Annotated in this window: 17 protein-coding genes; 16 read left to right on the top strand and 1 reads right to left on the bottom strand. The window is 57.4% G+C overall.

The window, feature by feature from the left end:
* The first annotated feature begins 211 nt into the window (after positions 1-211).
* From BLR44_RS14175 to BLR44_RS14155, 5 genes are all read left to right on the top strand, one after another.
* Positions 212-2,329 (top strand): thioredoxin domain-containing protein, encoded by a 2,118-nt coding sequence (locus tag BLR44_RS14175; protein ID WP_089682999.1) that lies wholly within the window; start codon positions 212-214, stop codon positions 2,327-2,329.
* A gap of 82 nt (positions 2,330-2,411) precedes the next feature.
* The gene (locus BLR44_RS14170) at positions 2,412-3,995 is read left to right on the top strand and encodes a tetratricopeptide repeat protein (protein ID WP_176956049.1); all 1,584 of its coding nucleotides are present in this window, start codon (positions 2,412-2,414) and stop codon (positions 3,993-3,995) included.
* A 186-nt stretch (positions 3,996-4,181) separates the two neighbouring features.
* A complete protein-coding gene (locus tag BLR44_RS14165; protein WP_218127084.1) occupies positions 4,182-7,319 on the top strand; it encodes a T9SS type A sorting domain-containing protein in 3,138 nt (1,045 codons plus the stop codon).
* A 92-nt stretch (positions 7,320-7,411) separates the two neighbouring features.
* Positions 7,412-8,149: a carboxypeptidase-like regulatory domain-containing protein gene (locus BLR44_RS14160; RefSeq protein ID WP_089682993.1), complete on the top strand. Its 738-nt coding sequence runs from the start codon at positions 7,412-7,414 to the stop codon at positions 8,147-8,149.
* Positions 8,150-8,417: 268 nt separating this feature from the next.
* Entirely contained in the window at positions 8,418-9,233 is an 816-nt protein-coding gene (locus BLR44_RS14155; protein ID WP_245706063.1) for a sugar phosphate isomerase/epimerase family protein, read from the top strand.
* Positions 9,234-9,371: 138 nt separating this feature from the next.
* Here the strand turns inward: BLR44_RS14155 and BLR44_RS14150 are convergent, their stop codons facing one another.
* Positions 9,372-10,124 (bottom strand): RDD family protein, encoded by a 753-nt coding sequence (locus BLR44_RS14150; RefSeq protein WP_089682990.1) that lies wholly within the window; start codon positions 10,122-10,124, stop codon positions 9,372-9,374.
* Positions 10,125-10,152: 28 nt separating this feature from the next.
* Between BLR44_RS14150 and BLR44_RS14145 the strand changes: the two genes are divergently transcribed.
* The 11 genes from BLR44_RS14145 (at position 10,153) to BLR44_RS14095 (ending at position 24,652) form a co-directional block, all read left to right on the top strand.
* Positions 10,153-11,109, top strand: a complete 957-nt coding sequence (locus tag BLR44_RS14145; RefSeq protein WP_089682987.1) for a stage II sporulation protein M — start codon at positions 10,153-10,155, stop codon at positions 11,107-11,109.
* Positions 11,102-11,977, top strand: a complete 876-nt coding sequence (locus BLR44_RS14140; RefSeq protein ID WP_089682985.1) for a hypothetical protein — start codon at positions 11,102-11,104, stop codon at positions 11,975-11,977. The genes BLR44_RS14145 and BLR44_RS14140 overlap by 8 nt, the downstream gene beginning before the upstream one ends.
* Positions 11,978-11,998: 21 nt before the next feature.
* On the top strand, positions 11,999-12,910 hold the full coding sequence (locus BLR44_RS14135) for a DUF7847 domain-containing protein (RefSeq protein WP_089682982.1): 912 nt from the start codon (positions 11,999-12,001) through the stop codon (positions 12,908-12,910).
* 17 nt (positions 12,911-12,927) lie between these two features.
* A complete protein-coding gene (locus tag BLR44_RS14130) occupies positions 12,928-13,770 on the top strand; it encodes a hypothetical protein (protein WP_089682981.1) in 843 nt (280 codons plus the stop codon).
* On the top strand, positions 13,754-14,473 hold the full coding sequence (locus tag BLR44_RS14125) for a DUF4129 domain-containing protein (protein WP_089682979.1): 720 nt from the start codon (positions 13,754-13,756) through the stop codon (positions 14,471-14,473). Before BLR44_RS14130 ends, BLR44_RS14125 begins: the two co-directional genes overlap by 17 nt.
* Complete coding sequence (locus BLR44_RS14120) at positions 14,470-15,687, top strand: DUF4350 domain-containing protein (RefSeq protein WP_089682977.1); 1,218 nt, start codon at positions 14,470-14,472, stop codon at positions 15,685-15,687. Before BLR44_RS14125 ends, BLR44_RS14120 begins: the two co-directional genes overlap by 4 nt.
* A gap of 22 nt (positions 15,688-15,709) precedes the next feature.
* Entirely contained in the window at positions 15,710-16,705 is a 996-nt protein-coding gene (locus tag BLR44_RS14115) for an AAA family ATPase (protein ID WP_245706062.1), read from the top strand.
* Between the two features lie 68 nt (positions 16,706-16,773).
* Positions 16,774-18,108: a DUF58 domain-containing protein gene (locus BLR44_RS14110; protein WP_317042790.1), complete on the top strand. Its 1,335-nt coding sequence runs from the start codon at positions 16,774-16,776 to the stop codon at positions 18,106-18,108.
* Positions 18,109-18,200: 92 nt separating this feature from the next.
* A complete protein-coding gene (locus BLR44_RS14105; protein WP_089682971.1) occupies positions 18,201-19,151 on the top strand; it encodes a mechanosensitive ion channel family protein in 951 nt (316 codons plus the stop codon).
* A gap of 1,483 nt (positions 19,152-20,634) precedes the next feature.
* Positions 20,635-21,873 (top strand): T9SS type A sorting domain-containing protein, encoded by a 1,239-nt coding sequence (locus tag BLR44_RS28905; protein ID WP_176956047.1) that lies wholly within the window; start codon positions 20,635-20,637, stop codon positions 21,871-21,873.
* Between the two features lie 385 nt (positions 21,874-22,258).
* Entirely contained in the window at positions 22,259-24,652 is a 2,394-nt protein-coding gene (locus BLR44_RS14095) for an ABC transporter permease (RefSeq protein WP_089682967.1), read from the top strand.
* Positions 24,653-24,758 lie beyond the last annotated feature (106 nt).

Here is a 24,758-nt window from a genome sequence, read left to right as displayed (position 1 = left end):
GTGTAAAAAAAATATTGGTCGCTTTCGTGTCTCAACGGGAGTTCGGTGCGACCCGAAGCAAAGTAAGAAAAGAAGGAAAGTAATGCAATCGGTTGCATTTGTAAGGGTGAGATTTTTTGCTGCCGCCAGTGCGGGGAGGAGGCTAGCCCATCCTCCTGATTCTCATGCTTTTCCCGTAGTTTGCCTTTGGTTTGAGCGTTTCAGAATACCGATGAAGTATCGAAAGCGGTGGCGGGTGTGGGTGCTTTGTGGTGCCCTCGTGAGTGGGTGTGCGCCGCAGCAGGCTCAGCAACCGCCGACCGAAAAGGCCGAACAGAATCACCTGGCACAGGCCCGCAGCCCGTACCTGCGGCAGCATGCCGACAACCCCGTCCATTGGTACGAATGGGGTCCGGAAGCCCTGGCGAAGGCGCAGGACGAAAACAAACCACTCCTGATCAGCATCGGGTACGCGGCCTGCCATTGGTGCCACGTCATGGAACACGAATCGTTTATGGATACGGCCGTGGCGCGCGTGATGAACGACCACTTTGTGGCGATCAAGGTCGACCGCGAAGAGCGTCCCGACGTGGACCAGATTTACATGGAAGCGGCGCAACTTTTGTCGGGCCGGGGCGGCTGGCCGCTCCATGCCTTTGCCCTGCCCGACGGGCGGCCGTTTTATGCGGGCACCTACTTTCCGAAAGCGCAGTGGGTCGAGGTGCTGCAACAGGTCGCGCAGGTGTACCGGGAGCAGCACCAGAAGATCGTGCAGCAAGCCGAAGGGCTTACGCAAGGCATCCGTACGAACGACGTGATTACCCTGCCCGCCGATACCGCCCAAGCCATGCAACAGAAACTGTACGAAGACTTGCTGTCGGCCTGGGAGCCGCTGCTCGATTTCGAGCGGGGAGGCTTCAAGGGCGCGCCAAAATTCCCTCTGCCGGTAAGCGGCGAGTGGCTGTTGCAGTACCATTACCTGACGGGTGATGAAAAAGCGCTGGCGGCCGTCACCACCACGCTGGACGCGATGGCACAGGGGGGAATGTATGACCAGATCGGCGGCGGCTTCGCACGTTATTCGACTGACAACCGGTGGTTTGTGCCGCATTTTGAAAAGATGTTGTACGACAACGCGCAACTCGTGAGTCTGTACGCCCATGCGGCTCAGGTAACCGAAAATCCGCGCTACACCGACATAGTTCGGGAAACGCTGGCGTTTGTGGAACGTGAACTGCAGGACGAAAACGGTGGCTTTTATGCGTCGCTCAACGCCGACAGCGAAGGTGAAGAGGGCAAGTTTTACGTCTGGTCGGCCGACGAACTACACGAAGCGCTCGGCGCAAACGACGCGCAATTGCTGGCTGAATACTACGGCGTGACGCCGGAAGGAAACTGGGAAAAGGGCCGCAACATCCTGTACTGCACAACATCGGCAGCGACGTTTGCCCAAAAACATGGCCTGACGGAATCGGTGTGGACGGCTCGGCTCGCTGCGGCGAACCGTCGGCTGCGGGAAGTGCGCAACCAGCGCGAGCGCCCTTCGACCGACGACAAAATCCTGACCGGCTGGAACGCGCTGATGCTGAAGGGCTACGTGGACGCCTACCGGGCGTTGGGAGACGAGGCGTACCTGCACACGGCGTTGCGCAACGCACATTTTCTGGAAAAGGAGATGTTGCGGCAGGAGGGAGGGCTGTGGCGAAACTACCGGGACGGCAGGGCTACGATTCCGGCGTTTCTGGACGACTATGCATTGCTGGCCGACGCCTGGATCGCCCTTTATCAGGTGACCTTCGACCTGCACTGGCTGACGCAGGCGCGTGCCCTGACCGACTACGTTCTGGCCCATTTTCAGGACCCGACCAGCGGGCTGTTCTACTACACGTCCGATCAAGCCGAAAACCTCATCGCCCGCAAAATGGAGCTGTCCGACAACGTGATGCCCGCTTCCAATTCGGTGATGGCCCACGTCCTGTTTCAGTTGGGTCACTATTACGATCAATCCGACTACCTGACGATGAGCCGCACGATGGTGCAACAGGTGCAAGGGGACCTCCCGGACGGTGGTCCTTACTACGCCAATTGGGATCGCCTGCTGGGCCTGATGACCTACGAACCTTACGAAGTGGCGATTGTGGGAGCCGAGGCGGCAACAAAACGTGCCGCGCTGCAACGCCACTACCTGCCGACGAGTCTGTTTTTGGGGGGAACGGACGAAAACCTACCGTTGCTGGAAAACAAATGGGTAGCGGGAAACACCCTGATTTACGTCTGTCGGCGCAAGGTGTGCCAACAACCTGTGACAGAGCCTCTTCGGGCATGGGCGCAACTCAACCCCGTGCACTGAGCCAGCGACTTTTGTGCGGCGTCCTCGTTTCTGCGGGCGAGTTTGTCTACCTTTAATGAGCATCTCCCTCCGCCTTTTGCTTATGAACTCTTTGGTAGTATGGACGCGCCTGTTGTGTATACTGTGTGGCCTGGGCAGCCTGTCGGTGCGGGTGCAGGCGCAACTGGTGACGAAAGAAGCGCCCGTGCTGGCGCGGGTCGAGCACCTACAAACCACCTCCGACCACGAAGCGGCCCTACGGTTGCTGAGGGACTACCTGCCAACCGTCTCACCCCAGGATACCTTGCAGCTGACCGAGGTTTATCACCACATCGCGCTGAGCCACTGGTACTTGAGTCAGTATTACGATGCCCTGCGCTATTACGAAAAAGCTTTTGCCCTGGACCGTGCCCTGAACCACCGCCGGAACATGGCGCTCCGGCTGAACAACATCGGTCTCGTGCACTGGCGACTCGGGCAGTGCGACATGGCCATCGAAAATTTCACGGCCTCGGCCCGGATGGCACAAGCCGAACACGACGAGCGGTTGCTGGGCGTCAACTACCTGAACCTGGGCCTGTTGTGGAAGAACCAGCGCGATCTGCCCAAGGCCTACGCCTTCAACCAACAGGCCATCGCCCTCCTGACCCGCACCCACGACGACAAAAACCTGGCAAATGCTTTCAACAACCGGGGGCAAACCTTCAAGATAGAAGCCCGCTACGACTCCGCCGAATACTACTACCGTGCGGCGCATCGCCTCCGGGAACGGCTGGGCGACCGGGAAGGCATGGCTACGTCGCTGAACAACCTGTCAGAAATCTACTTTCACACGCAACGTCTGCCCGAAGCCTTCGACGCGGTGCACTACAGCCTGGCGCTGAGCGAGGAAATCCATAACCACCTGCGCATCAAAGAGGCCCTTGCCAACCTGTCCGAGTACCACGAACAGACCGGGCAACTCGATTCGGCGCTGTACTACCATAAAGCCTACGAGGCACTCAGCGACAGCCTCCATGCGCAGACGCAAACCAGCGAGGTGGCATTTTACCAGGCGCATTTGGGATCGGAACTGAAAGAGTTGAAGATCCGCGATTTGCAGGCGGCACAGGCGTCGATGCAAACGCGGGTGTGGTGGGGCGTGGCCGTGCTGCTGGGTGGTCTGCTGGCAGGCGTTTGGGTCGGGCGCTGGCGGTGGCGAACGGTACAGCGCGAGCGCCGGCAGGCCGAGCAACAACTCGTGCAGGCCCGGCAGCAGCTCACCGCCCGGGAGCAGGAACTGAAAGAGTACGTCATTACGCTGTCGACGCAACGCTCCCTGATTCATTCGTTGGAGGAGGCGCTGACGCAACGTCGTCCCGCACCCGAAGCCGTGCCGGTTGCCGAAGTAGACGAGTTGTTGCAACGTAAAATTCTGACGGACGAAGACTGGGAACTCTACAAAGCCAAGTTCCAGAGCATCTACCCCGGTTTCTTTTCGCAATTGAAACTTTCGAAGGTCGCATTCACCGAAGCCGAAGTGCGCTACATGGTGCTGTTCAAGCTGAACCTGACAAGCCGCGAGATGGCCGATCTGCTGGGAATTTCGCCGCAGAGTGTGCGGGTGAGCAAGCTGCGGTTGAAGAAGAAACTCCAGCGACACCAGTACGATTCGGTCGAAACGTTTCTGGAAGAGGCACTTTGCTAACTGTCAACGCTTTTGTCAACGCCTGATGCTAGGCATTCTGCGCAGAATTCAGAAAGCTTGTGTTTCCCTCCGGCCGGTGAGCCAGTACGTGGCGTGTCGCAGGGAATTTTCTCACTTTCCTTTCCCATGCGTATGCCGACCTCGACCCGTTTCTGTTTTTTGCTGATTTGTACTATTTTGTTAGGGATGATCGCCCAGAATGGATGGGCACAACCTTCTTCTGCCGTGCTACGCCACATCAGAGGTGCTTCCGTGGCCTACCAGGCCGGTGTGTTGGGACGCCTCCAGGCACCACACGATTCTACCCGATTAATGCACCGCAATACCGTCGGACAGGCAACCCTTTCCCGAACCGCTGCACCCGGCCTGTTCCCTCAGGCCCTTCCGGACGACTGGCGTCTGGATACTTACTATGCACCGCGCACCCAGGGCGGGTTCGACCAGCCGTTGGCGAGCATCAGCGACGGCCAGGGCAATACGTTTATCACCGGTACCAGCTCGGCGACCGAGCAGCCCGGCAACGAGGTGTACACCCTCAAGCTCAATGCCGAAGGGGATGTTGTGTGGCAAGCCCGGCAATCGGCCGCGCCGTTTGCGGCCGAAGCCGGCTTGCAACTAGCGCAGGATGGCGCTCAGAACATTCTCGTTTCGGGTACTTACTGGAACGGGTCGGACAACGACCTGCAAGTCTTGAAATACGATCCGAACGGACAACTCGTCTGGCAGCAGGTCTACAGCGGTCCCGCCGAAGGAATCGACGTGCCCGCCGCCCTCACCGTCGACAGTCAGAACAATATTATCGTAGCCGGGTTCAGTTGGTCCGGCGTGTCCGTCGACTATCTGGTCATCAAGTACGACCCACAGGGACAGGTCGTGTGGGTGGCGCGCGACGCAGGGCTGGGCGACAATACGTGGAACGAACCGACGGCCGTCGCGGTCGATGCGGACGACAACGTCCTGGTCACGGGCTACAGTCCGAACGAAAGCGGCTACGTAGGGTACTATACCATAAAATATGACGCAGCGGGCGATGTACTCTGGCAGCAGCGCTACGACTACCAGCACCTGGAAGAAGGGGAGGAAGCGCTTCCGACGAATTCGTTGCCGCAGGCCGTTGCTATCGATGCGCAGAATGCGGTGTACATCACGGGTATTTTCGATTATCGGGGCCTGGACCGTTTCGGTACGTTGAAATACACGGCCGCCGGGGAACAGCAGTGGGTGCGTACTTACCGTTCGCCGCAGGAGTTCGAGTCGACGCGGGCCTATAACCTGGCGCTCCACGGCGGCGATACGTTGTACGTGGCGGGGCAGCACAACGGTGGTTTTCGCGACGACGGCTACGCGGTGGTGGCCTACACTACGGCCGGCGATTCGCTCTGGGCGGCCGAGACGAACGGCATGATGGAAGTCACAGCCCCAGGTTTCGTCCTCGATGCCGCCGGACGTCCGACGGTGGGCGGCAAAGGCTTTTTTATGGCCGATAGCCTCAACTTCACACTGGGGAATGTCGCCTCTGCGGTCACGTTCGACCTCGACGGAACGGTCGTGCAGCATGCCGTATTCGAGCAGATCGTGGCCGATACTGCTTCGTTACAAAGTTTGGTGGGCCTCGGCCGCGACGCGACAGGCGCGTTTTACCTGACCGTACACAGTGCCTATTCGTCCCTGAGCGATGTCTACGAAACCGTGAAGTTCGCGGCTGCACCCGCCGATTCGCTGACCGAACCGGCCTGGCAAACCCGCTACACCGGACCCAAACACGCTTCTCTGCAAATGCTCGACATGGTGGCCGACGGGCTGGGCAACACCTACGTCACGGCCACGTACGGCCTGTTCAAGGCCGAAGTCAACCGGCTCGACATTGGCTATGCTCTGGTGAAATACGACGCGACGGGGGCGCTGGTGTGGGAGCAAACGTTTATTGGGGATGACGTGGCATCGGTTGAGGGCATGCGCGTGCTGGTAGACGCCGATAACGACCTGCGCGTTCATCTGACGCAGTTGCCGCGCACCAGCTTCGACAGTACGTTGCAGGTAATCCGCAAATACACGGCCGCCGGAGAACTGGCGTGGGAAACGCAGACGTCGTTGCAGCGGGCACAGGTCGTTGCTCCCCGTACCGATGCCGCCGGAAATACCTACCTGGCCGGAACCGCCGCCGAAACTCCCGATGGAATGCCGACCTTTGCGCTGGTCAAACTCGACGCGAACGGAACCGAGCAGTGGGCGACGTATTACGCGATCGATTCCCTGCCCAACTGCGGCACGACGAACACCCTTCTGACGAACGACGGCGGTATGCTGCTGGCCGGCACCGCTTCGGATGGGGAGACCACTTACCTGACCGTACTGAAATTCAATGCCGAAGGGGAGGCCGTCTGGGCCACACCCGTGCTGACCGAACCCAACGAGCGCGGCACTGCGCTGCACCTGACCGAAGACGCCGCGGGAAGCATCTACGCCGCCGGGATCAGTCTCAATCCGATGGAGTACCTGAACGATCTGGTGACGGTGAAGCTCGACGCAGCGGGGCAATGGCAGTGGACCCGGCGCTACGGCGAAGCTTCGACCGACGAACGGCCTTACGGCATCCGAATGCTGACGAATGGCGATCTGCTGGTGTGGGGCTACACCCTGAACTGGGAAATAGGCGTGAAAACGGCGCTGATGCGCTATACACCCGATGGGGAGCAGGCGTGGCTTACCACCCTGGAGCCGAATTTCTACTACCGTTCGCTGGAAACCGACGGGGAAGACAACAGCTACATTCTCCAGCAGGTCTTGCTGGACCCTTTCCCGCAACGGGCCGATCTGTTCAGCATCACCGGCTTTTCGGCCGCGGCCCTGAGCCAGGTGGACAGCACGGGGGCCTTCATCGAACTGCATGCCTTTGCCGGGCAGGCGGGCAACCCGATTTTTCCGGGAAAAATGGTGAAAAATGCGCAGGAGCAATTGGTGATTGGTGGCGAGACCTACAACGAGGATTTTTATAGCTTTCTGACACTTTTCCGGTCCGACGAGGGGCTTCCGACCGCGCTGACCGACTGGAGCACACAACTGCCGACGTCGTGGTTACAGCAAAACTACCCGAACCCGTTCCGCACGCGCACCACCATTCCCTTCACGGTGACGGAACGCGGTCCCGTCGAAGTCAGCATCTTCGATTTGCAGGGGCGACACCTACAAACAGTGCGTGAACCGGTGCTGAATCCGGGAAAACACGCGCTTTCGGTCTCTGGTGCGGGGTTGCGTCCGGGCGTGTACCTCTACCGCGTGACAACCGCCACCACAACGCAGTCGCGAAAAATGATCGTCGACTAGCCCGGCGAGCGCGGAGCGTCGGCTTTCTACAAGAAGGAGAGACGTGTGCGGATGCACCTTTGTGAAGGAACACTCCTCTTTCCACAAAGGCTATGAAAAAACTTCTTCTTCTGGGCAACCTCGGTATCATGCTGGGTTTGCTGAACTGTACCGACCCGGACATGCCCGCCCCTGCCGACGATAAAAAATACGCGGCGGGAAAAGTGGTCGATACACAGGGCCGTCCCTTGTCGGGTGCCGACATCGTCGTGAGCAATACGCAGTATTACAACGACAACATCCTGGGGAAAACCGACGCTGCAGGCAACTACCAATTGGAGGTCACGCCGGGTTCCTGGTACGTGATCGGCACGATCGACGTCACCTACGACAACAAGAAGTATACGCTCGATCTGGACCCGGAAAGCAGTGATGCCTTCGCCGGGACAGAGGGAGCGGTGCGCAACTTTCGCTGGAAACTCACCGGTGAGCGACCGGACGATTTCGGGGGTGGAGGCTACTATGGGGGCTCAATGGAAGTGATCGGCGTCTTGGGATTTTTTGATGTGGATCAGGTCGAACTGACGCTGGAGCCGGTCATGCCGCTGATCGACGGCAGTACCGGACAGACCCTCAGGCTACAACCCCAATCTTCGATGATTGAAGACATTCCCCTGGGCAAATACAAAATCACGGCGCGGTACCTGCCCGACAATGCCCCGATGAACATTCGCATCCGCGACAAGAACCAGGCATACGGCCCTTCGGTGACCGACAGCTTTGATCCGATTTATCCGGGTGCTGAAGCGCTGGGTATCTATTCCATTACCGTCGAAGTAGAACCCAACTAATCTTGTTCCGCAATTTCCTGAATTAGCCATAAAGTAAGCCGGAAGTGATGTTTTTGCAACGCTTCCGGCTTCTTCGTTACCCGGCAAGCGAGGCTTATGCAAACCATCTGATTTGTGCTATTTTTAGCGGATGAACACCACCTCCCTTTCCCGCCGCAAAGCCCTCGCTGGCATTGGTCTGGCCGCTAGTGCCAGCTTGCTACCCCTTTCCCTCCACAGTCGTCCGAAAACTCCCCCAACCGAATCACCCTTCCGGTACTCACTGAACATGAGCACCTTACGAGGTCAGAAGCTGGGGTTTCGCAAAGAACTGGAAGTGGCCGCACAAGCCGGTTACGACGGGGTCGAAATCTGGATCAACAGCCTGCAAGAGTACCTGAAACAGGGCCACACGCCGCAGGAAGTGCGCCGGATGATCGGCGATTTGGGTATCAAAGTCGAGGACGCCATCGGGTTTGCGACCTGGATTGTGGACGATCCCACTACCCGGCGAAAAGGCATGGACCAGGCCAAACAGGAAATGGAGTTGCTGGCCGAAATCGGGTGTCCGCGCACCGCTGCCCCGCCAATGGGCGCGACCGAACAACCGGGACTCGACCTGATGGCCGCTGCCGAACGCTACCGTGCTCTGCTGGAGATCGGCGATCAGACCGGCGTGGTCCCTCAACTCGAGATCTGGGGCTTTTCGAAAAACCTGCACACGCTGGCGCAGGTCATGTTCGTCGCCGTTGCGAGTCAACATCCGCAGGCGCACATCCTGCCAGACGTGTACCACTTGTACCGGGGCGGATCGGACATTGCCAGTTTGCGGCTGGTGAACGGTGAGGCTATCGACGTGTTCCACATGAACGATTACCCGACCGCCCCGCCGCGCGAGCAACTGAAAGACAGCCACCGCCTCTATCCCGGCGACGGCACAGGTCCGCTGGTGGAAATCATCAAAACGTTGTACCGCGCGGGAGGACCAAAGCTCCTTTCGTTGGAATTGTTCAACGAAGCCTACTGGAAACAGGACGCGTTGCAGGTCGCCAAGACCGGTCTGGCGAAGATGAAGGCCGTCGTGGAAAAAGCGATGCAGTCGTAACGCGTTCGTTCAACCTTACTGTCCTCTCGACCGCAGCGGTCTGCCGCAGTGGGGAGAACGCTGGTTGCACAAGCAGACGATCTCGGCCCGATCATTATCGTTCGGGATGACAACCGGAGGGCCTCAAAAGGGAATTTATCATCCCCAGGTGCCGGTGGAGGTCGTGTTTTGAGTCGCCGCCGGACGCGTCGCGATGAAGTGGTAATCTCGCACGATGGTTTTGAGGAACTCTACCGGATTCATGCCCTTCATGTCGGTCTGTAGGGTTTCGGTGAGGCGTTGCACCAGCGCATAGACCGGGCCGCTTTGCTGTTGCCGTCGGTAGGCCAGCAGCACTTCCTGTACCAGTTCGATGTCGTGGTCGTCGAGGCGCACGACTTCGGGGAAGTACGGTGCATAATCGGCGGGAAGGTTGGCGAGTGATGGATGTTCGAAGGTCTGGGCGGGGCGTTTGAGACGAATGACCGTGGTGCCTGCGGCCAGATCGCCCAGACGTTGGCCCCGGCCACTCAGCAGAATGGTCAGGATGGCGGCTACCCCGAAAAACAACAGATCGACCGGGTAGAGTAGCCACCGCAGCAGGTAATTGCTCACCCCGGCGGCCCCGCCGTCCAGCCGTACCACCCGGATTTTAACCAGCTTTTTGCCCAGGCTTTGCCCTTCCAGGAAAATCTCGCAGAGCAGCTGGTAGAGGAAGACCGGCAGGTAGTAGATCACAAATGCTGCCCCGGAGGTGGGCAGGGACAGAAGGCCGATCAGGTACGTGAGAAGTATTCCGTAAGAAACTAAGATGATCAGATCGATCAGCAATGCGATGATCCGGTCACCTACCGACGCCAGTGGGTAGTCAATTCTTACATTATGGGTCGTTTCGACGCTTACTTTTTCCATTATATTTGGCTGAACTTCGATGAAAGGTATGCGCGAAGCCGCTTTTATCCAAACCCATGTCGAGAAGTGGCGTAAGTTTGAAACGCTCGTGAACGGACAGCAGTCGGCTGACCCGGATTTGCTGGCGAATCTGTTCGTCGAGGTAAGCGACGACCTGGCTTTTGCGCAAACGCACTTCCCCAACAGTAAAAATACGGCCTACCTGAACGAACTGGCGGCACGGGTGCATCAGCAGATTTACCGGAACCGCCGCGAGCGCAGCAACCGCCTGGTGCAGTTCTGGAAAACGGAACTCCCCCTCCTCATGGCCGAGGCACGCCGGCCCTTACTCTATTCCTTCCTCATCTTCTTTCTGGCCTGCGTCATCGGGGCACTGTCGGCTGCGAACGACGCCACCTTTGCGCGGCTGATCCTGGGCGATGCCTACATCAACATGACCCTGGACAACATTGAACAGGGCGATCCGATGGGTGTCTACAAACAGGCGGGCCAGACGGACATGTTTTTTGGCATTACCTTCAACAACATCCGGGTGTCGTTCTATGCCTTCGCGATGGGCCTGCTGCTTTCGTTCGGGACCGGCTACATGCTCTTTCAGAACGGCGTGATGCTCGGCGCGTTTCAGTATTTCTTTTACCAGAAGGGCCTGCTGCTGACTTCGTTCCTCACCATCTGGATTCACGGGACGCTCGAAATCTCGGCGATTGTGATTGCCGGGGCGGCCGGGTTGGTGATGGGCAACAGCATCTTGTTTCCCGGGACCTATCCGCGGGGCGTCTCGTTTCGGAAGGGTGCCCGCAAGGGCGTGAAGATCGTCGTCGGGCTGGTCCCGATTTTCATCGTGGCAGGTTTCCTGGAGTCGTTCGTTACCCGCCTGACCGACATGCCCTGGCCGGTGAAAGTGGCCATCATTGGCGGGTCGGCCAGCTTCATTTTGTGGTATTTTGTGGTCTATCCTTACCAATTACAGAAAAAGCATGAATAATTCGTCCTTTATCCAGTTTCGGTACCACCGCAACTTCAGCGAAATCATTCATGCCACCTTTGCTTTTATCCGTCAGGAAATCAGGCCTCTGGGCCGTGTGATGCTGGTGACCGTCGGCCCTTTTGCCGTGGCGTCGGCGTTGTTGCAAGCCCTGACCGATGAGGAAAACGTGCTTTTGTTTTCGATGCAGGACCTGCCGTTTGCCGGTATGGGGATGCAGGTGGTGGCGACCGTGCTCGATCGGATGGTGGGCATTCTAGCCTTTGCAGTCGGTTACGGCTACGTGGCTAACTACGTGGCGGGCAACCGACAACAAATTCCACACGACGTGTGGCGGCAGGTAAAAGCCCATTACCTGTTGCTGTTGCTGACGGCGTTTCTCTACGCCCTGGGCATTGGGCTGAGCATGCTCGTCTTCCTGATACCCGGCGTCTGGGTAGCGGTGGCGTGGTCGCTCGGCTATGCGGTGGTGGTGCAGGAACGCGCCGACATTGGAGAAGCCTTTAGCCGGTCGCGGGCGTTGGTTCAGGAGCATTGGTGGGAGACTTGTGGCATTGTCGTGGTGCTCTGGGGGATGATTCTGCTGCTCTCGATGATCGCCGCGATGATCCCAAGCCTGCTCTTCGGTGTGTACCAGATGCACAGCACCGACTCCTGGATCGAGATGCCCTTCTTTTTTCAGATAATCCGGATGCTTCTGTTTGTCGGCGTTACGGTGGCGTACCCTTTTTTGATGATCATTCCTGTCTTGGGGCTTTCGTTTCAGTATTTCAGCCTCGTCGAAGAAAAAGAATCGGTGGGTTTGATGCAGCGCATCCAGCAGGTAGGCATAACTGCCGGCGGCCAAACACACGAAGAACAGTATTAATGCTTTGCTCTATACACCAGCATGATAACACAAGAACGCATTGAGTTTCGCCGGGTTCGTGATTTCGGCGACAAAGTCGGCGCCACCTTCGGCTTCATTCGTCAGGAGATCCGCTCACTCGGCAAAGCCCTGCTTTTTATCGTAGGCCCTTTCGCTTTGGCCACGGGTATTCTGATCGGGCTGATTCAGCAGTTTATTTTCTCGTCGGTGCTGATACCCGCCACCTCTTCCGATCCGCTGACAACCGTGGCGAATCCGATGGTAAGTGGCACTTACCTGCTTTCACAACTTCTGCTGATGCTGTTGTTCGTTGCGGGTTTCATTGTCAGCACCGGGGTGTTGAACGTGTACGTTTCGCGGTATGTGCGCGGGGCTACCTCGTTCGAGGTCAGTGAGATTTGGCAAGAAACCTGGCCTCGGCTGGGGCGTCTGCTGCTAACGGGCATCCTCTACTATTTTGCGGTTGTACTGGCGACCTTGTTTTTCTTCTTCCCCGGCATCTGGCTGGCCGTCAGCTTTTCCTTCGCCTACCTCGTGGTGGTGCACGAAAATGCAGGCCCTGCGAAAGCCCTGTCGCGTTCCTACGAATTGATCAAAGGCAAATGGTGGAGCACGTTCGGCCTGATGGTAGTACTGTATCTGCTAATTGTGGTGTTCATCTGGGCCATTACCATTCCGCTGAGCCTCATCGCAGGCATGTTCATGGAGCATTCGGTAGCGACCGAAACTGCTGCACCCGCCTGGCTGGGTGTGATGATGGTGGTAGGCTCGACGCTCGGCATGTTGGCTGCGTATCTGTTTTCGGCCGTGCTGGGGCTGGGGCTGGCCTTTCAGTATTTTTCGCAAATCGAGCGCAAAGAGGCAGTAGGGCTGATGGAACGCATCCAGTCCGTCGGCACGTCCAAACCCTCCGACGAAACCGAAACCTACTAAGCCCTGGAGCAACGCTGATGCGCGAAACGTTAACCACCCAACTCGACCTGCGCCAGATCCGGACTTTTCAGGAAAGCGGTGCCTACGTGTTTGCCTTTATTCGCCAGGAGTTCCGTCCGCTGAAAAGTTACCTCTCGCGATCCGTGGTGCCTTTGGCCCTGGTGTCGGGTATGGGTACGAATTTTCTGCCGTTCTACCTAGCGCCTCTGACGTCGCCGGCGTTCATGATGCTGCTGAATGTGCTGTGGCTGGGGCTGATGTACCTGGTGTTTACCATCATGATCGGCACATACGTAGGAAGCTACGTCGCGGGCGAGGCGCCAACGGTGGGTGCGGCCTGGCGCGCTACCAATCGCCTCATCGGGCGGCTGATGGGGGCTGGCCTGGGCTACGTCGTAATATCGACCCTGGCGGGCGTGCTGCTGCTGTTTCCGGCGATCTACCTTGCGGTCGATTTCTCGCTGACCTTCACGGCGCTCGTACAGGAAGATAGTAACGTCGCTACCGGGTTTGCGCGCTCGGGCATCCTGCTGAAACAACAGTGGTGGGCCACGTTTCTGTTGCTTCTCTTGTTTTGGGGATTAGTCTACGTCATCAACCTGTCGTTTTCGCTGGCCTACTACAACCTCTTTTCGGTGGTGAGCCTACACGCGCTGGAAACGGCCTCCTGGCGGCAGGGGGTGTTCCTCGGGCTGGCGGCTCTGTTCTCGTCAGCCACTTATGTTTTGTACCTTTTGCCCATTCTGGCACTTCTCATGCATTATTATAGTCAGGTAGAACGCACCGAAGCCACCGGCCTCTTGGCGCGTATTCAGACCGTGGGGCTCTCCAAAACAAGCGACGATGCCGAGCTGTACTAACCATTGCCGCCTTTGGGGCCTACTACTTTGGTGCCTGCTGTGGGGTGGGGGGAAGGTGGGTGCTCAGCCGACAGACGTGCCCCCGGCAACGCCGGAAATCCGCCATTTCGATCCGGCCAAGCGAGATGTTTTTCTACACGACCGCGATTTCCGGTACGACCGACAAGCGCCGCCGACGGCGGGGTGGTGGGAGCGTTTCCTGCACTGGCTGTACCGCCAAATCGCGAAGGTGTTCCAATACGAGGGTTCCGGGTTTCTGTTCCGACTGTTGGTCTACGTAGGGGCCGCCGCGTTGCTGGTCTACGTGGTTTTACGGGTGATCGGCACCGACGTGAGCGGCCTGTTTTACCGCAACCGGGCTTCCGGACAGGTAAAGTTTGAGGTGATGGAAGAGAACATCCACGCGGTAGATTTCGAGAAAGAAGTGGCCGACGCCCTGGCGGCCCAGGACTTTCGCCGGGCGGTGCGGATGCGCTACCTGCATGCCCTCAAGCTCCTGACCGACCGGGGGCTGATTCGCTGGCAACCCGGCAAAACCAACCAAGAATACGACAGTGAGTTGGCTCATGCCGCGGTGCGTCAGCCCTTTCACGACCTGCGGACCGTCTACGAATACGCCTGGTACGGCGATTTTCCCGTCGGTGCTTCAGGCTTTGAGCGGGCCGGGCGACTTTTCCAACAATTGCAACAGCAACTCCGATGAAACAGAACCGCAAATACATCGCGTGGCTGGTCGGGCTGTTTCTGGTCTTGGTCATCGTCGAATGGCTGGCGCCTACCCCCCTGCGCTGGGACCTGTCGCTGCTGCGTCGCGGCAAACAGCCGTTCGATACTTACGTGCTTCATGACCTGTTGCCGGACCTGTTTCCCGCGCATGCCGTACAGACCGGCAGCGAAACGGTTTACGAGCTGTTCCACGAAACTGAAGAGGATCGACGTGGCAATCTGTTGAGTCTTTCTGAACGCTTTTACCTCGACTCGCTGGAGACGGGTACCCTGCTCGAGTGGGTGGGCGCAGGCAACACGGCGTTCATTGCCGCCGCCGATGTGGGCGGCGAATTGGCCGATACGCTCGACCTGGACCTGGAAATGAGCGCGTTTACCCTGCCGCAAGAGGGAAAACTGGTCGACACCATTGCTCTACACTTAGAGGGCAGGGGCATGCCCACCACCGACTTTCACTACCGGCAGTATTACCACTTCGCGCACTTTACATCCTACGACACCGCCCGCACGACCGTGCTGGCGCGCAACGAGGCGCAGGAACCTGTGTTGATACGGCTGGTGTGGGGAGAGGGGGCTTTTCTGTTGAGCTCGACACCGGCAGCTTTCACCAACTACCACCTGCTGAACCCGAACGTGGGGTACGCCGAGGCGGCACTTTCGTACCTGCCGGTGCAGGACGTGTTTTGGACCGAATATTACCAGACGGGACGGCAAGAGCCCCAAACGCCGTTGCGGTTCATCCTGCGTCAGCCGCCGTTGCGGGCGGCGTATTTCATCACGATGGGGGCTCTGCTGTTGTTCATTGCATTTGAAGCCAAACGGCGACAGCGCATCATTCCGGTCGTGGAACCGCCGCGGAACCGCTCAGTCGAGTTTGCCGAGACGCTGGCGCAACTTTACCTGCGGCGCGGCCATCCGGCCGACATCGCCCGAAAAAAGCTCCTGTTCTGGCGCGAGCACCTGCATCAGCACTACCGCCTGTCGACCGATCTGGCGCCTGACGAGTGGGTACATCGGCTGGCAGAACTGAGCGGGCACGACGCGAAAGCTCTCCGGCGACTGTTGCAGTGGGAAAATCACCTGCAGGCCGTGCAACCGTTCTCGTCCGACGATCTCTTGCAACTCAATAAAGAACTGGAGGCCTTTCAGAAGGCCGAGAAGCAAGGCCCGTTGAGAGAATCAAAACGATAAATCAACTAAAGGAAACGCTATTTTGGAAGAAACGAACGAATCATTTGAGCGCCAACTGGAAAGCCGGTTGGATTTGAGTCCGATTCGCGACAGCGTGCGGCGGGTAAGAACGGAGATCAGCAAGATCATCGTGGGGCAGGACGAAATGCTGGAACAACTGGTGGTGGCGCTGCTGGCCGACGGACATGTGTTGCTGGAGGGAGTACCCGGCGTCGCCAAAACGCTCACGACCAAGCTGTTGGCACGTACACTGGCGGTGGACTACGCCCGCATTCAGTTTACCCCGGACCTGATGCCCTCCGATGTGCTGGGTACGAGCGTCTTCAACCTGTCGGAGTCGCGGTTTGAGTTTAAGCCCGGTCCCATCTTCTCCAATTTTGTGCTGATTGACGAGATCAACCGGGCCCCCGCCAAAACCCAAGCCGCCCTGTTTGAGGTGATGGAAGAGCGGCAGGTGACCATCGACGGCAAAACCTATCCGATGGGCGCGCCTTTTTTAGTAATGGCGACTCAAAACCCCATTGAACAGGAAGGAACCTACCGCCTGCCGGAGGCGCAGCTCGACCGTTTTTTGTTCAAGGTAGAAGTGCCGTATCCATCCATGCAGGAGGAAGCGATGATTCTGCGGGGGCACCACGAGCGGCGACAGCAGGCGCCCGTCGGCGAAGTAGATGCGGTGCTCACGGCCGAGGAGTTGCAACGGGCACGCGCACAGGTGCAGGCCGTACATGTTGAAGACAAACTGATGGAATACATCGCCGGCATTGTGGACCTGTCGCGTCGTTATCCCGACCTCTACCTGGGGGCTTCGCCGCGGGCCTCGATTGCGCTGCTCAACAGCGGGAAGGCCTTCGCCGCCACGCAAGGTCGCGATTTCCTGACGCCCGAAGATGTGAAGCGCATGGCAGCGCCGGTGCTACGCCACCGCCTGATGCTGACGCCCGAGCGCGAAATGGAGGGTACGAGCATCAACACCGTCATCAGCCAGTTGGTCGATAAGGTGGAAGTGCCGCGGTAAAAGGAAGGGCGGCCGCCTCATCTGGCCTTTGTGTGTAATCAGCAATTTCCAATCTGTCTTTGACTCTCTTGCGATCATTATACCTGACCAATCGGTTGTTCTGGGGCGTGGGCCTGGTGGTGTTTCTGTTCCTGCTGAGCTTTCCCTATCCGGCGCTGTTCGGCGTGGCGTGGGTCGGCTTCGGGGCGCTGGTCGCGCTTCTCCTGCTCGACCTGGTGCTGCTTTACGGGCGGCGGGGGGCAGGGCGGTTTGGCCTCGAATCCCGCCGTGTTTGCCCGGAACGTCTCTCGAACGGCGACGAAAATGAATTGTTCATTCATCTGGATAATCTATACACCTTTCCGGTGTCGGGCTACGTGATCGACGAATTGCCGGAACAGTTCCAGTTGCGCGATCTGCGGTTTCCGTTTCAGCTGAAAGCCGGGGCCAGCCGTGTCGTCCGCTACCTGCTGCGGCCCGTCAGGCGCGGAGAGTACGAATTCGGGGCGGTCAATGTGTTCGTGCGCAGCCCCTTGGCGCTGGTCAGTCGGCGGTACCGCACGGACCAGGGGCAGCGGGTGCCGGTCTATCCTTCGTTTCTGCAAATGCGGAAATACGAACTGATGGCTGCGTCGCCGCGCCTGACCGAGTTCGGGTTGAAGAAAATCCGTCGTGTCGGGCAGAATCGCGAGTTTGAGCAGATCAAGGAGTACGTCATCGGTGACGATTACCGGACCGTCAACTGGAAAGCCACCGCCCGCCGGGGAGGCCTGATGGTCAACACATTTCAGGACGAGCGCGCCCAGCCGGTCTACAGCCTGATCGACAAAGGACGGGTGATGAAAATGCCGTTCGCCGGCATGACCCTCCTCGACTACGCCATCAACGCCAGCTTGGTCATCAGCAACATTGCCCTGCGCAAAGACGACAAGGCGGGCCTCATCACGTTTCACCATCGTCTTGCTACCCACGTGCCTGCCTCGCGCCGCAACCAGCAGCTTCAGCAATTGATGGAGGCGCTCTATCACGAGAAAACTTCTTTCAAAGAGACCAACTACGAGGTGTTGTACCAGCACCTGCGTCGCAACGTGACCCAGCGCAGCCTGTTGTTGCTGTTCACCAACTTCGAGACGCTGACGGGGCTGCAGCGGCAACTGCCGTACCTGCGCCTGATGGCCCGCGACCACGTGCTGGTGGTAGTTTTCTTCGAAAACACGGAACTGCGTGATCTGATCGAACAGCCGTCCCATGACCTGACGGGCATTTACGTACAGACCATCGCCGAAAAAATCGCGTTTGAGAAGCGTCAGGTCGTCCGCGAGCTGAGCCGTTACGGCATCCAGTCGATCCTGACTCCACCAGACCAACTTACGCTCAAAACCGTCAACAAATACCTGGAACTGAAAGCCCGGGGGTTGGTATAAGGCAGATTCTCAGGGAGTTGCCCTGATGCTTGCAAGCGCCTGAAGAAGGTCATAAGTTTACACCGGTGCCTAGTGCCGATGGCCCCCTGCGTATGGAGGAAGAACGACAAGTAGAAAGCAAAGTCCTGGACCAGCTCAAAGAGTGGCTCGGCGACATCGTGCAGTTTTTTACTGAGCCCTTGGGCCTGGGCAGAGCCTCTAGCCTGAGTCTGTGGGACATCATCTTTTTCATCACCTGCCTCGTTCTGCTCTATACCGTTTCGGGCAAAATCCGCACGCTACTGGTCAAGCGCATCCTGATCCGCTACAACATGGACATCGGGATTCGGGAGATCATCGGGACCATCACGCGCTACATCATCATGGTGCTGGGGCTACTCGTCATCATCCAAACGGCGGGGGTAGACCTGAGCGCCCTCGGCCTGCTGGCCGGTGCGTTGGGCGTAGGGATTGGGTTTGGCCTGCAAAACATCACCAGCAACTTCATCAGCGGCATCATCATCCTGTTTGAGCGGCCCATCAAGGTGGGCGACCGCATCGAAGTGGGCGACGTGACCGGCAATGTGGTGGACATCAGCGCCCGCGCCACCACGGTCGTCACGAACGACAACATCGCTATCATCGTGCCCAATTCCGATTTTATCTCCTCCAAAGTCATCAACTGGAGTTACCGCGACCGCACGGTTCGCTTCAATTTTCCCGTGGGGGTATCCTACAACGAAGAACCGGAGCGCATCAAGAAGCTTCTCCTGGAAGTCGCGCGCGAAAACACCGGCGTCCTGAACGAACCGCCACCCGACGTGCTCTTTGATGGTTTCGGTGACAGTTCCCTGAACTTCAACTTGCGCGTCTGGACCCGCCGCTACACCGACACGCCCCGTGTCCTGAAAAGTCAGTTGTACTACGCCATCGCAAAGAAGTTTCGCGAAAACGGCGTAGAAATTCCGTTCCCGCAACGCGACCTGCACCTCCGCAGTGGCTTTGACCAACTCGCCTCCTCCGCAGCTCCCAAAGAAAACGGTTCCTCCTCTACTGAACGCTAAACTCCAACGTTATATTTGAGCCTACTGGGTTACTACCTATTTTTCAGTATAAATTAGGTATAGACTCAATTGTTGTCTTTTGTTTTGAGTTGTATGCGTGTTGTTTAGTTGAATACTGAAAAGTAGGTATTTATTTTTAGTGCTCCCTTCTCTACTTTCGTTGAGCATATTTTTTTGGAAAACAGGCGTGAGCATCTGCCTGAGAATGTATGTGAGCCACTCATATACAGGCGAATGGTTTCTGCATACCATCTGAAGTAATCTTCCTTTTTGGCGATCCAATACAGGGGCGAGTGCCTGTGTCGCCTCATGCGCTTTTTTGTCTTTACTGATACGTGCTTGTGTCGTCTCTTGAATTGAATTGTATCTGTTTTTTTAAACTATAACCTACTTATTTCGCATGAAAACTTTGATGAATTCTACGCTTTTTTTAGTGCAAGCGCCCGTTAACTGGCGCCGAATTAGCTGGATGCTTTGCTTTTTTTTAGGAAGCACTGTAGCGTGGGCTTCCCATTTTAAAGGAGGGCAGATAACCTATGAATACATAGGAAGCAATCAGTACAAAATCACGGCGCGTGCTTACTGGCGGTCTAGTTACATTATAGAAGATAGACTGGCTTCACTGGCTGCAACCGGGCCTGTAAGTGCAAGCACGATAGACTTGACCTTGGTATCTGACGGAATTTTACCTGATGGAATTACGTATTATTCTGTTGAGGAAGGAGTCGTTACATTCACAAGTGCTGGAATAAGCGAGCTATCATGGGGATCTTGTTGTCGTTATGATGGGAGTGATGTATCAGACTATAGTCCTAAAAATTATTCTGAATTTGATGTGATGGGGCTTACCGCGGCAATCAGCCACACGCCAAGTTCACCAAGTTCTTCTCCACAATTTTTTGATATCCCAATTTTTACCTTTGCGGCAGGTCAACCCCTGAGTTTTAGTTTTAACGTTACTGATCCTGAAGGCGATGTACTGGAATACTCGTTGGATGACGTCATTGGAGTAAGTAGTCCATACTCTCAAATGGCGGGTCTATCTATTTCACAATCAGGCACCATAGCATGGACACCTTCTGCAGCACAGACAGGCTTTTGGATCGTTTCAACGCTTATTGAAGAAAAAAAGAATGGTGTTAAAACAGGAGCACAGGTGAAGCGGGATTTTACGCTACTTATTATTGACAATGCGGTCGTGAATCCATATACACCTGAATTTGAGCCGATTTCCACTCTGCAAACAACGACTGTAGGAAACTCTCTTTCTTTTAATGTATCTGCCTCTGATGAGGGAGGTGAGAATGTAACCATTCAGGCGTCAGGATTACCTTTCACCCAGGGAGCCACATTTGTTCAAAACAATGTTGGCAATAACGTTACGGGCACTTTCTCTTGGACGCCTTCTGGAAGTGGTATATTTAACGTCACCTTCACTGCTACTGATGACAATTCAACTTTGCCACTGTCAGCGCAAGCGGTTGTGACCATAGAAGTGAATGCCGATAGTACAGGGGGTGGTGGCGCTACCGACCTTTGGCTGGAGGCAGAATGTGCTACTGTGGGCAGTGCTTGGCTGACCCGAACCGATGGGAAGGCCTCGAATGGCAAGTACGTGACCATCACCAACACGTATGGATACGCACCGAGCGAGAATCCGGCTGATCAGGTGCAATTCGCGTTCTCGGTGAGCGAGGCGGGCGATTATCACTTCTATGGGCTGTTGCGTTCGCTGGGGCGTCATGCCAACTCGTTCTGGGTACGGTTGGATGGTGGCGATTGGTACAACTGGGGGTGGGGACCCAATGAAACGTACCAGTGGCACGGTGTGATGGACGACAGCACGTTTGCACTTTCGGCAGGAGTGCACCAACTCGATTTCAGCTTCCGTGAGCCGAATGCGCGTTTCGACAAGCTCTACATCACCAGAGACGACACCCCGCCAGCAGATCAGGGCATGCCTGCCACCAACTGTGGCGGTGACGAAACAGATACCTGGTTGGAGGCCGAGTGCGCAACCGTGGGCAGGAGCTGGCTGACCCGAACCGATGCAAATGCTTCAAACGACCAGTATGTGACCATCACCAACACGTACGGGTACACGCCGAGTGAGAATCCGGCCGATCAAGTGCAGTTCTCTTTTACCACCAGCGAGGCCGGTGACTACCACTTCTACGGGCTGTTGCGCTCGTTGGGCATGCACGCAAATTCATTCTGGGTACGGCTCGATGGCGGCGATTGGTACAACTGGGGCTGGATGCCTGACCCAAATTACCAGTGGCATGGCGTGATGGACGATAGTACCTTTACCTTATCGGCAGGAACGCACCAGCTCGATTTCAGCTTCCGCGAACCCAACGTACGTTTCGACAAGCTTTACATCACCCAGGGCACTTCTGCCCCCATTGGGTATGGGTTGCCGGCAACCAACTGCGAAGCGCCCGCCCGTGTGGCAAGTGCCTCCCCCGGCGCCTCGCCACAGGTAACTGGCTTTACGGTCTATCCGAACCCCAGCCGGGATGTATTTCAGGTTTCGTTTGAGGAAGAGACCCCGGCTACAGGCGTCTTGAAGGTGCTGAGCATGACAGGCGTGACCGTACACGAGCACCAGGTGACATCGGGCCGTTGGGAAGTCGACCTCAGCACACAACCCGCAGGCATTTACATTCTGGTCACCCAACAGACAAAGGGCACAACTTATCAGAGAATTCAGAAGCTGTGAATTAAAATAACTTGGTGGTACAAAAAAGGGGGTATGGCAGGGCCATGCTCCCTTTTGCATTTGATTCCCCTCTGTCCAGAACCGTACAATGCCTGTTCAGTTCTGAACAACTGACGCTGCTCCAAGTGCTACCAGCGCCACACAAACGGCTCTGTACACTTTTGGCAGGTTTCTTGGCGGCTTGCCGAAGGGGTTGAGGGGCGCTGCGGGTGGATCAAAAAGACACACGGCGGCGCCTTCGGTGAGGTTGTCAGGTGCTTCTTACTTGTAACATGGAGCCGGATTTTTAAGGCATGAGCCTTCTGTGATTTGGGCTTCTGCGGCCACACACGACTTTCGCCTACTCGTCCCTTCAGTGTCCACAGACCATTCCTAACCTCTGGCTATGTTCCTCAACTACCTGAAAGTCGCGCTGCGCAACCTGCGGCATTACAAAGGCTACGGCCTCATCAGCATCCTGGGCCTGGCCCTGGGCATCACCTCGGCGCTGCTCATTTTTCTGCTGGTGCAGTACCACCTGGGCTTCGACGCCGGCCACGCCAAGGCTGACCGGATTTACCGCATCGTGAGTGCTTCGCAACGACCCAACGGCGCGCGGAGCGGCTCTCCGGGCACGCCCGTCCCGATGGCAGAAGCAGTACGGCAGGATTTCTCCGAGGTAGAATTGGTGGCCCCGATTAACCACACCAGCGGGTTGATGAGTGTGACGGAGGGAACGGAGACGCGCCGCTTTCGGGAAGACGATATGTTGTTTGCGACTCCGGAATTTTTCGAGGTGTTCGATTTTCCGGTCGAACATCAGGCAGGGGCTTCGCTGGCGCGTCCGGGGACGGTCCTTCTGACGCGTACCCTGGCCGAGAAACTCTTCCCGCGGCAGAACCCGGTCGGACAGAGTGTTCAGTTGGCAAACCGACTCGACCTAACCGTGACCGGCGTGCTGGACGATCCGCCGGTGCAGTCGTCGTTGCCCTTTTCGGCACTGATTTCCTATCAATCGCTCGAAGAATATTTCGCTGATCCGAGCGACCTGGAATGGGGGAGTATTTCGAGCGATCACCAGCTCTACGTGCTCTTGCACGAAGGCATTACACCCGAACAGGTAGAGGCCCGCATGCCCGAACTGGCAAAAAAATACAAGAACGAACGTGCGCAACGGCAGGATATCAATCCGTTACAACCCTTGCGCGAGGTGCATTTCGACGAGCGTTATGGGGGCTTTAGCACGACCGTCTCGAAGGCCCAACTCGGCATGCTTGCGATGGTCGCCTTTTTTCTGATTCTGCTGGCGTGCATCAACTTCGTGAACCTGGCGACCGCACAGGCCGTGCAGCGGGGGCGCGAAGTCGGCATTCGTAAAGTATTGGGCAGCGGACGCGGGCAACTGATCACACAGTTTCTGGGCGAAACAGCCCTGATTGTGATCAGTGCGCTGGTGTTGACGCTGGGTGCGGTGCAGCTGCTGCTGCCGACGTTCAACCAGTTTGTGGGGCAGGCGTTGGTCTTTGCGCCGCTTCGCGATCCGTGGCTGTTGGGTGGCTTGGTCGGGTTGACGCTTCTGCTCACCGTGGCGGCAGGGCTCTATCCGGCGCTGCTGTTGTCGGGATTTCAACCCGCGCAGGTATTGAAGGGAAGAGCGCAGGGCGTGCGGGTCGGGGGGCTGACGCTCCGGCAGGTCCTGGTGGGGTTTCAGTTCGTTGCGGCGCAGGTGCTGCTGATCGGGACACTGGTCGTCTGGGCGCAGACGCGTTACCTGCAAACCGCCGAGATGGGTTTCAATCGCGAGGCGGTGGTGACCGTCCCGTTGCCCGACAACCGCCCCACGTCGCTGGAAACATTTCGGCAGCGGCTGGAAACCTACCCGGAGTTTCAGCAGATAAGCTTCTCTAACCTGGCACCCGCCAGCGACTCCCGGTGGATGAGCAACTTCGGAATGGCCGATCAGCCCGATGCCGACGTGTCCGTACAGTTGTTTATGACCGATGCGCACTACGCCGACCTGTACCGGTTGCCCCTCCTGGCGGGGCGCATGTTGCAGGAAAGCGATACGGTGCGCGAATACGTCGTAAACGAAGCGCTCCTGAAAGTGGTAGACATCGCCACGCCGGAAGACGCCATTGGGCGCATGTTGCGGCTGGGCGGCGGCGAACCCAAACCGATCGTCGGCGTCGTGCAGGACTTCCATCAGGGTTCGTTGCGCGAAAAAATCAACCCCGCCTTGTTAATGACCGACTCGCGCGAGTTTTACGAAGCGGCCCTTCGGCTGGCCCCTTCTGTCCCGCTGTCGCAGGCGCTGGCTCACGTCGAAGCGGCCTGGACGGCCACGTTTCCCGAAGCAATCTACAGCTACGCATTTCTGGACGACGAAATTGCGGAGTTTTACCGGGGAGAAGAACGCATCACGCAACTGCTCGGCGTATTTGCCGGTATCGCCATCTTCATTGGGTGTCTGGGTCTGTACGGACTGGTTTCGTTCGTCGTAACGCGTCGCACCAAAGAGATCGGCGTGCGCAAGGTGCTGGGGGCCTCGCTGGCGAGTGTGGTCAGCCTCGTTTCGCGCGAGTTCGGGCGGATTGCGCTGCTGTCGTTCCTGATCGCCACCCCGCTGGCGTGGTACCTGCTCCGGCAGTGGCTCAGCGACTTTCCGTATCACGTTTCGCTTCATCCGGGTTATTTTGTGGTCGGGGGAATGATGCTTTTCGGAGTCGCGGCGTTGTCCGTCAGTTACCAGTCCCTCCGTGCTGCACTCATCAATCCTGTACAGGCCTTGAAAACGGAATAGCTCGCGTGTGGCGTTCGCCGCTATCCGGATCGGGGTGCAGTCGAAACAACTTGAGTGCGGGTCGGTTATGTGAAAGAACCACCGGGGGTTCGACAGATCATACGGG

The sequence above is a fragment of the Catalinimonas alkaloidigena genome (assembly GCF_900100765.1).
In the GTDB taxonomy this organism is placed as follows: Bacteria; Bacteroidota; Bacteroidia; order Cytophagales; family Flexibacteraceae; genus Mooreia; species Mooreia alkaloidigena.
This window is presented reverse-complemented; position numbering and strand designations above follow the sequence as displayed.

Coding starts and splice junctions, on each gene's coding strand:
- BLR44_RS14120 (WP_089682977.1), top strand. CDS start 14,470: ATGAAACAGAACCGCAAATACATCGCGTGGCTGGTCGGGCTGTTTCTG.
- BLR44_RS14105 (WP_089682971.1), top strand. CDS start 18,201: ATGGAGGAAGAACGACAAGTAGAAAGCAAAGTCCTGGACCAGCTCAAA.
- BLR44_RS14155 (WP_245706063.1), top strand. CDS start 8,418: ATGAGCACCTTACGAGGTCAGAAGCTGGGGTTTCGCAAAGAACTGGAA.
- BLR44_RS14095 (WP_089682967.1), top strand. CDS start 22,259: ATGTTCCTCAACTACCTGAAAGTCGCGCTGCGCAACCTGCGGCATTAC.
- BLR44_RS14160 (WP_089682993.1), top strand. CDS start 7,412: ATGAAAAAACTTCTTCTTCTGGGCAACCTCGGTATCATGCTGGGTTTG.
- BLR44_RS14125 (WP_089682979.1), top strand. CDS start 13,754: ATGCCGAGCTGTACTAACCATTGCCGCCTTTGGGGCCTACTACTTTGG.
- BLR44_RS14150 (WP_089682990.1), bottom strand. CDS start 10,124: ATGGAAAAAGTAAGCGTCGAAACGACCCATAATGTAAGAATTGACTAC.
- BLR44_RS14130 (WP_089682981.1), top strand. CDS start 12,928: ATGCGCGAAACGTTAACCACCCAACTCGACCTGCGCCAGATCCGGACT.
- BLR44_RS14175 (WP_089682999.1), top strand. CDS start 212: ATGAAGTATCGAAAGCGGTGGCGGGTGTGGGTGCTTTGTGGTGCCCTC.
- BLR44_RS14140 (WP_089682985.1), top strand. CDS start 11,102: ATGAATAATTCGTCCTTTATCCAGTTTCGGTACCACCGCAACTTCAGC.
- BLR44_RS14170 (WP_176956049.1), top strand. CDS start 2,412: ATGAACTCTTTGGTAGTATGGACGCGCCTGTTGTGTATACTGTGTGGC.
- BLR44_RS14145 (WP_089682987.1), top strand. CDS start 10,153: ATGCGCGAAGCCGCTTTTATCCAAACCCATGTCGAGAAGTGGCGTAAG.
- BLR44_RS14165 (WP_218127084.1), top strand. CDS start 4,182: ATGATCGCCCAGAATGGATGGGCACAACCTTCTTCTGCCGTGCTACGC.
- BLR44_RS14135 (WP_089682982.1), top strand. CDS start 11,999: ATGATAACACAAGAACGCATTGAGTTTCGCCGGGTTCGTGATTTCGGC.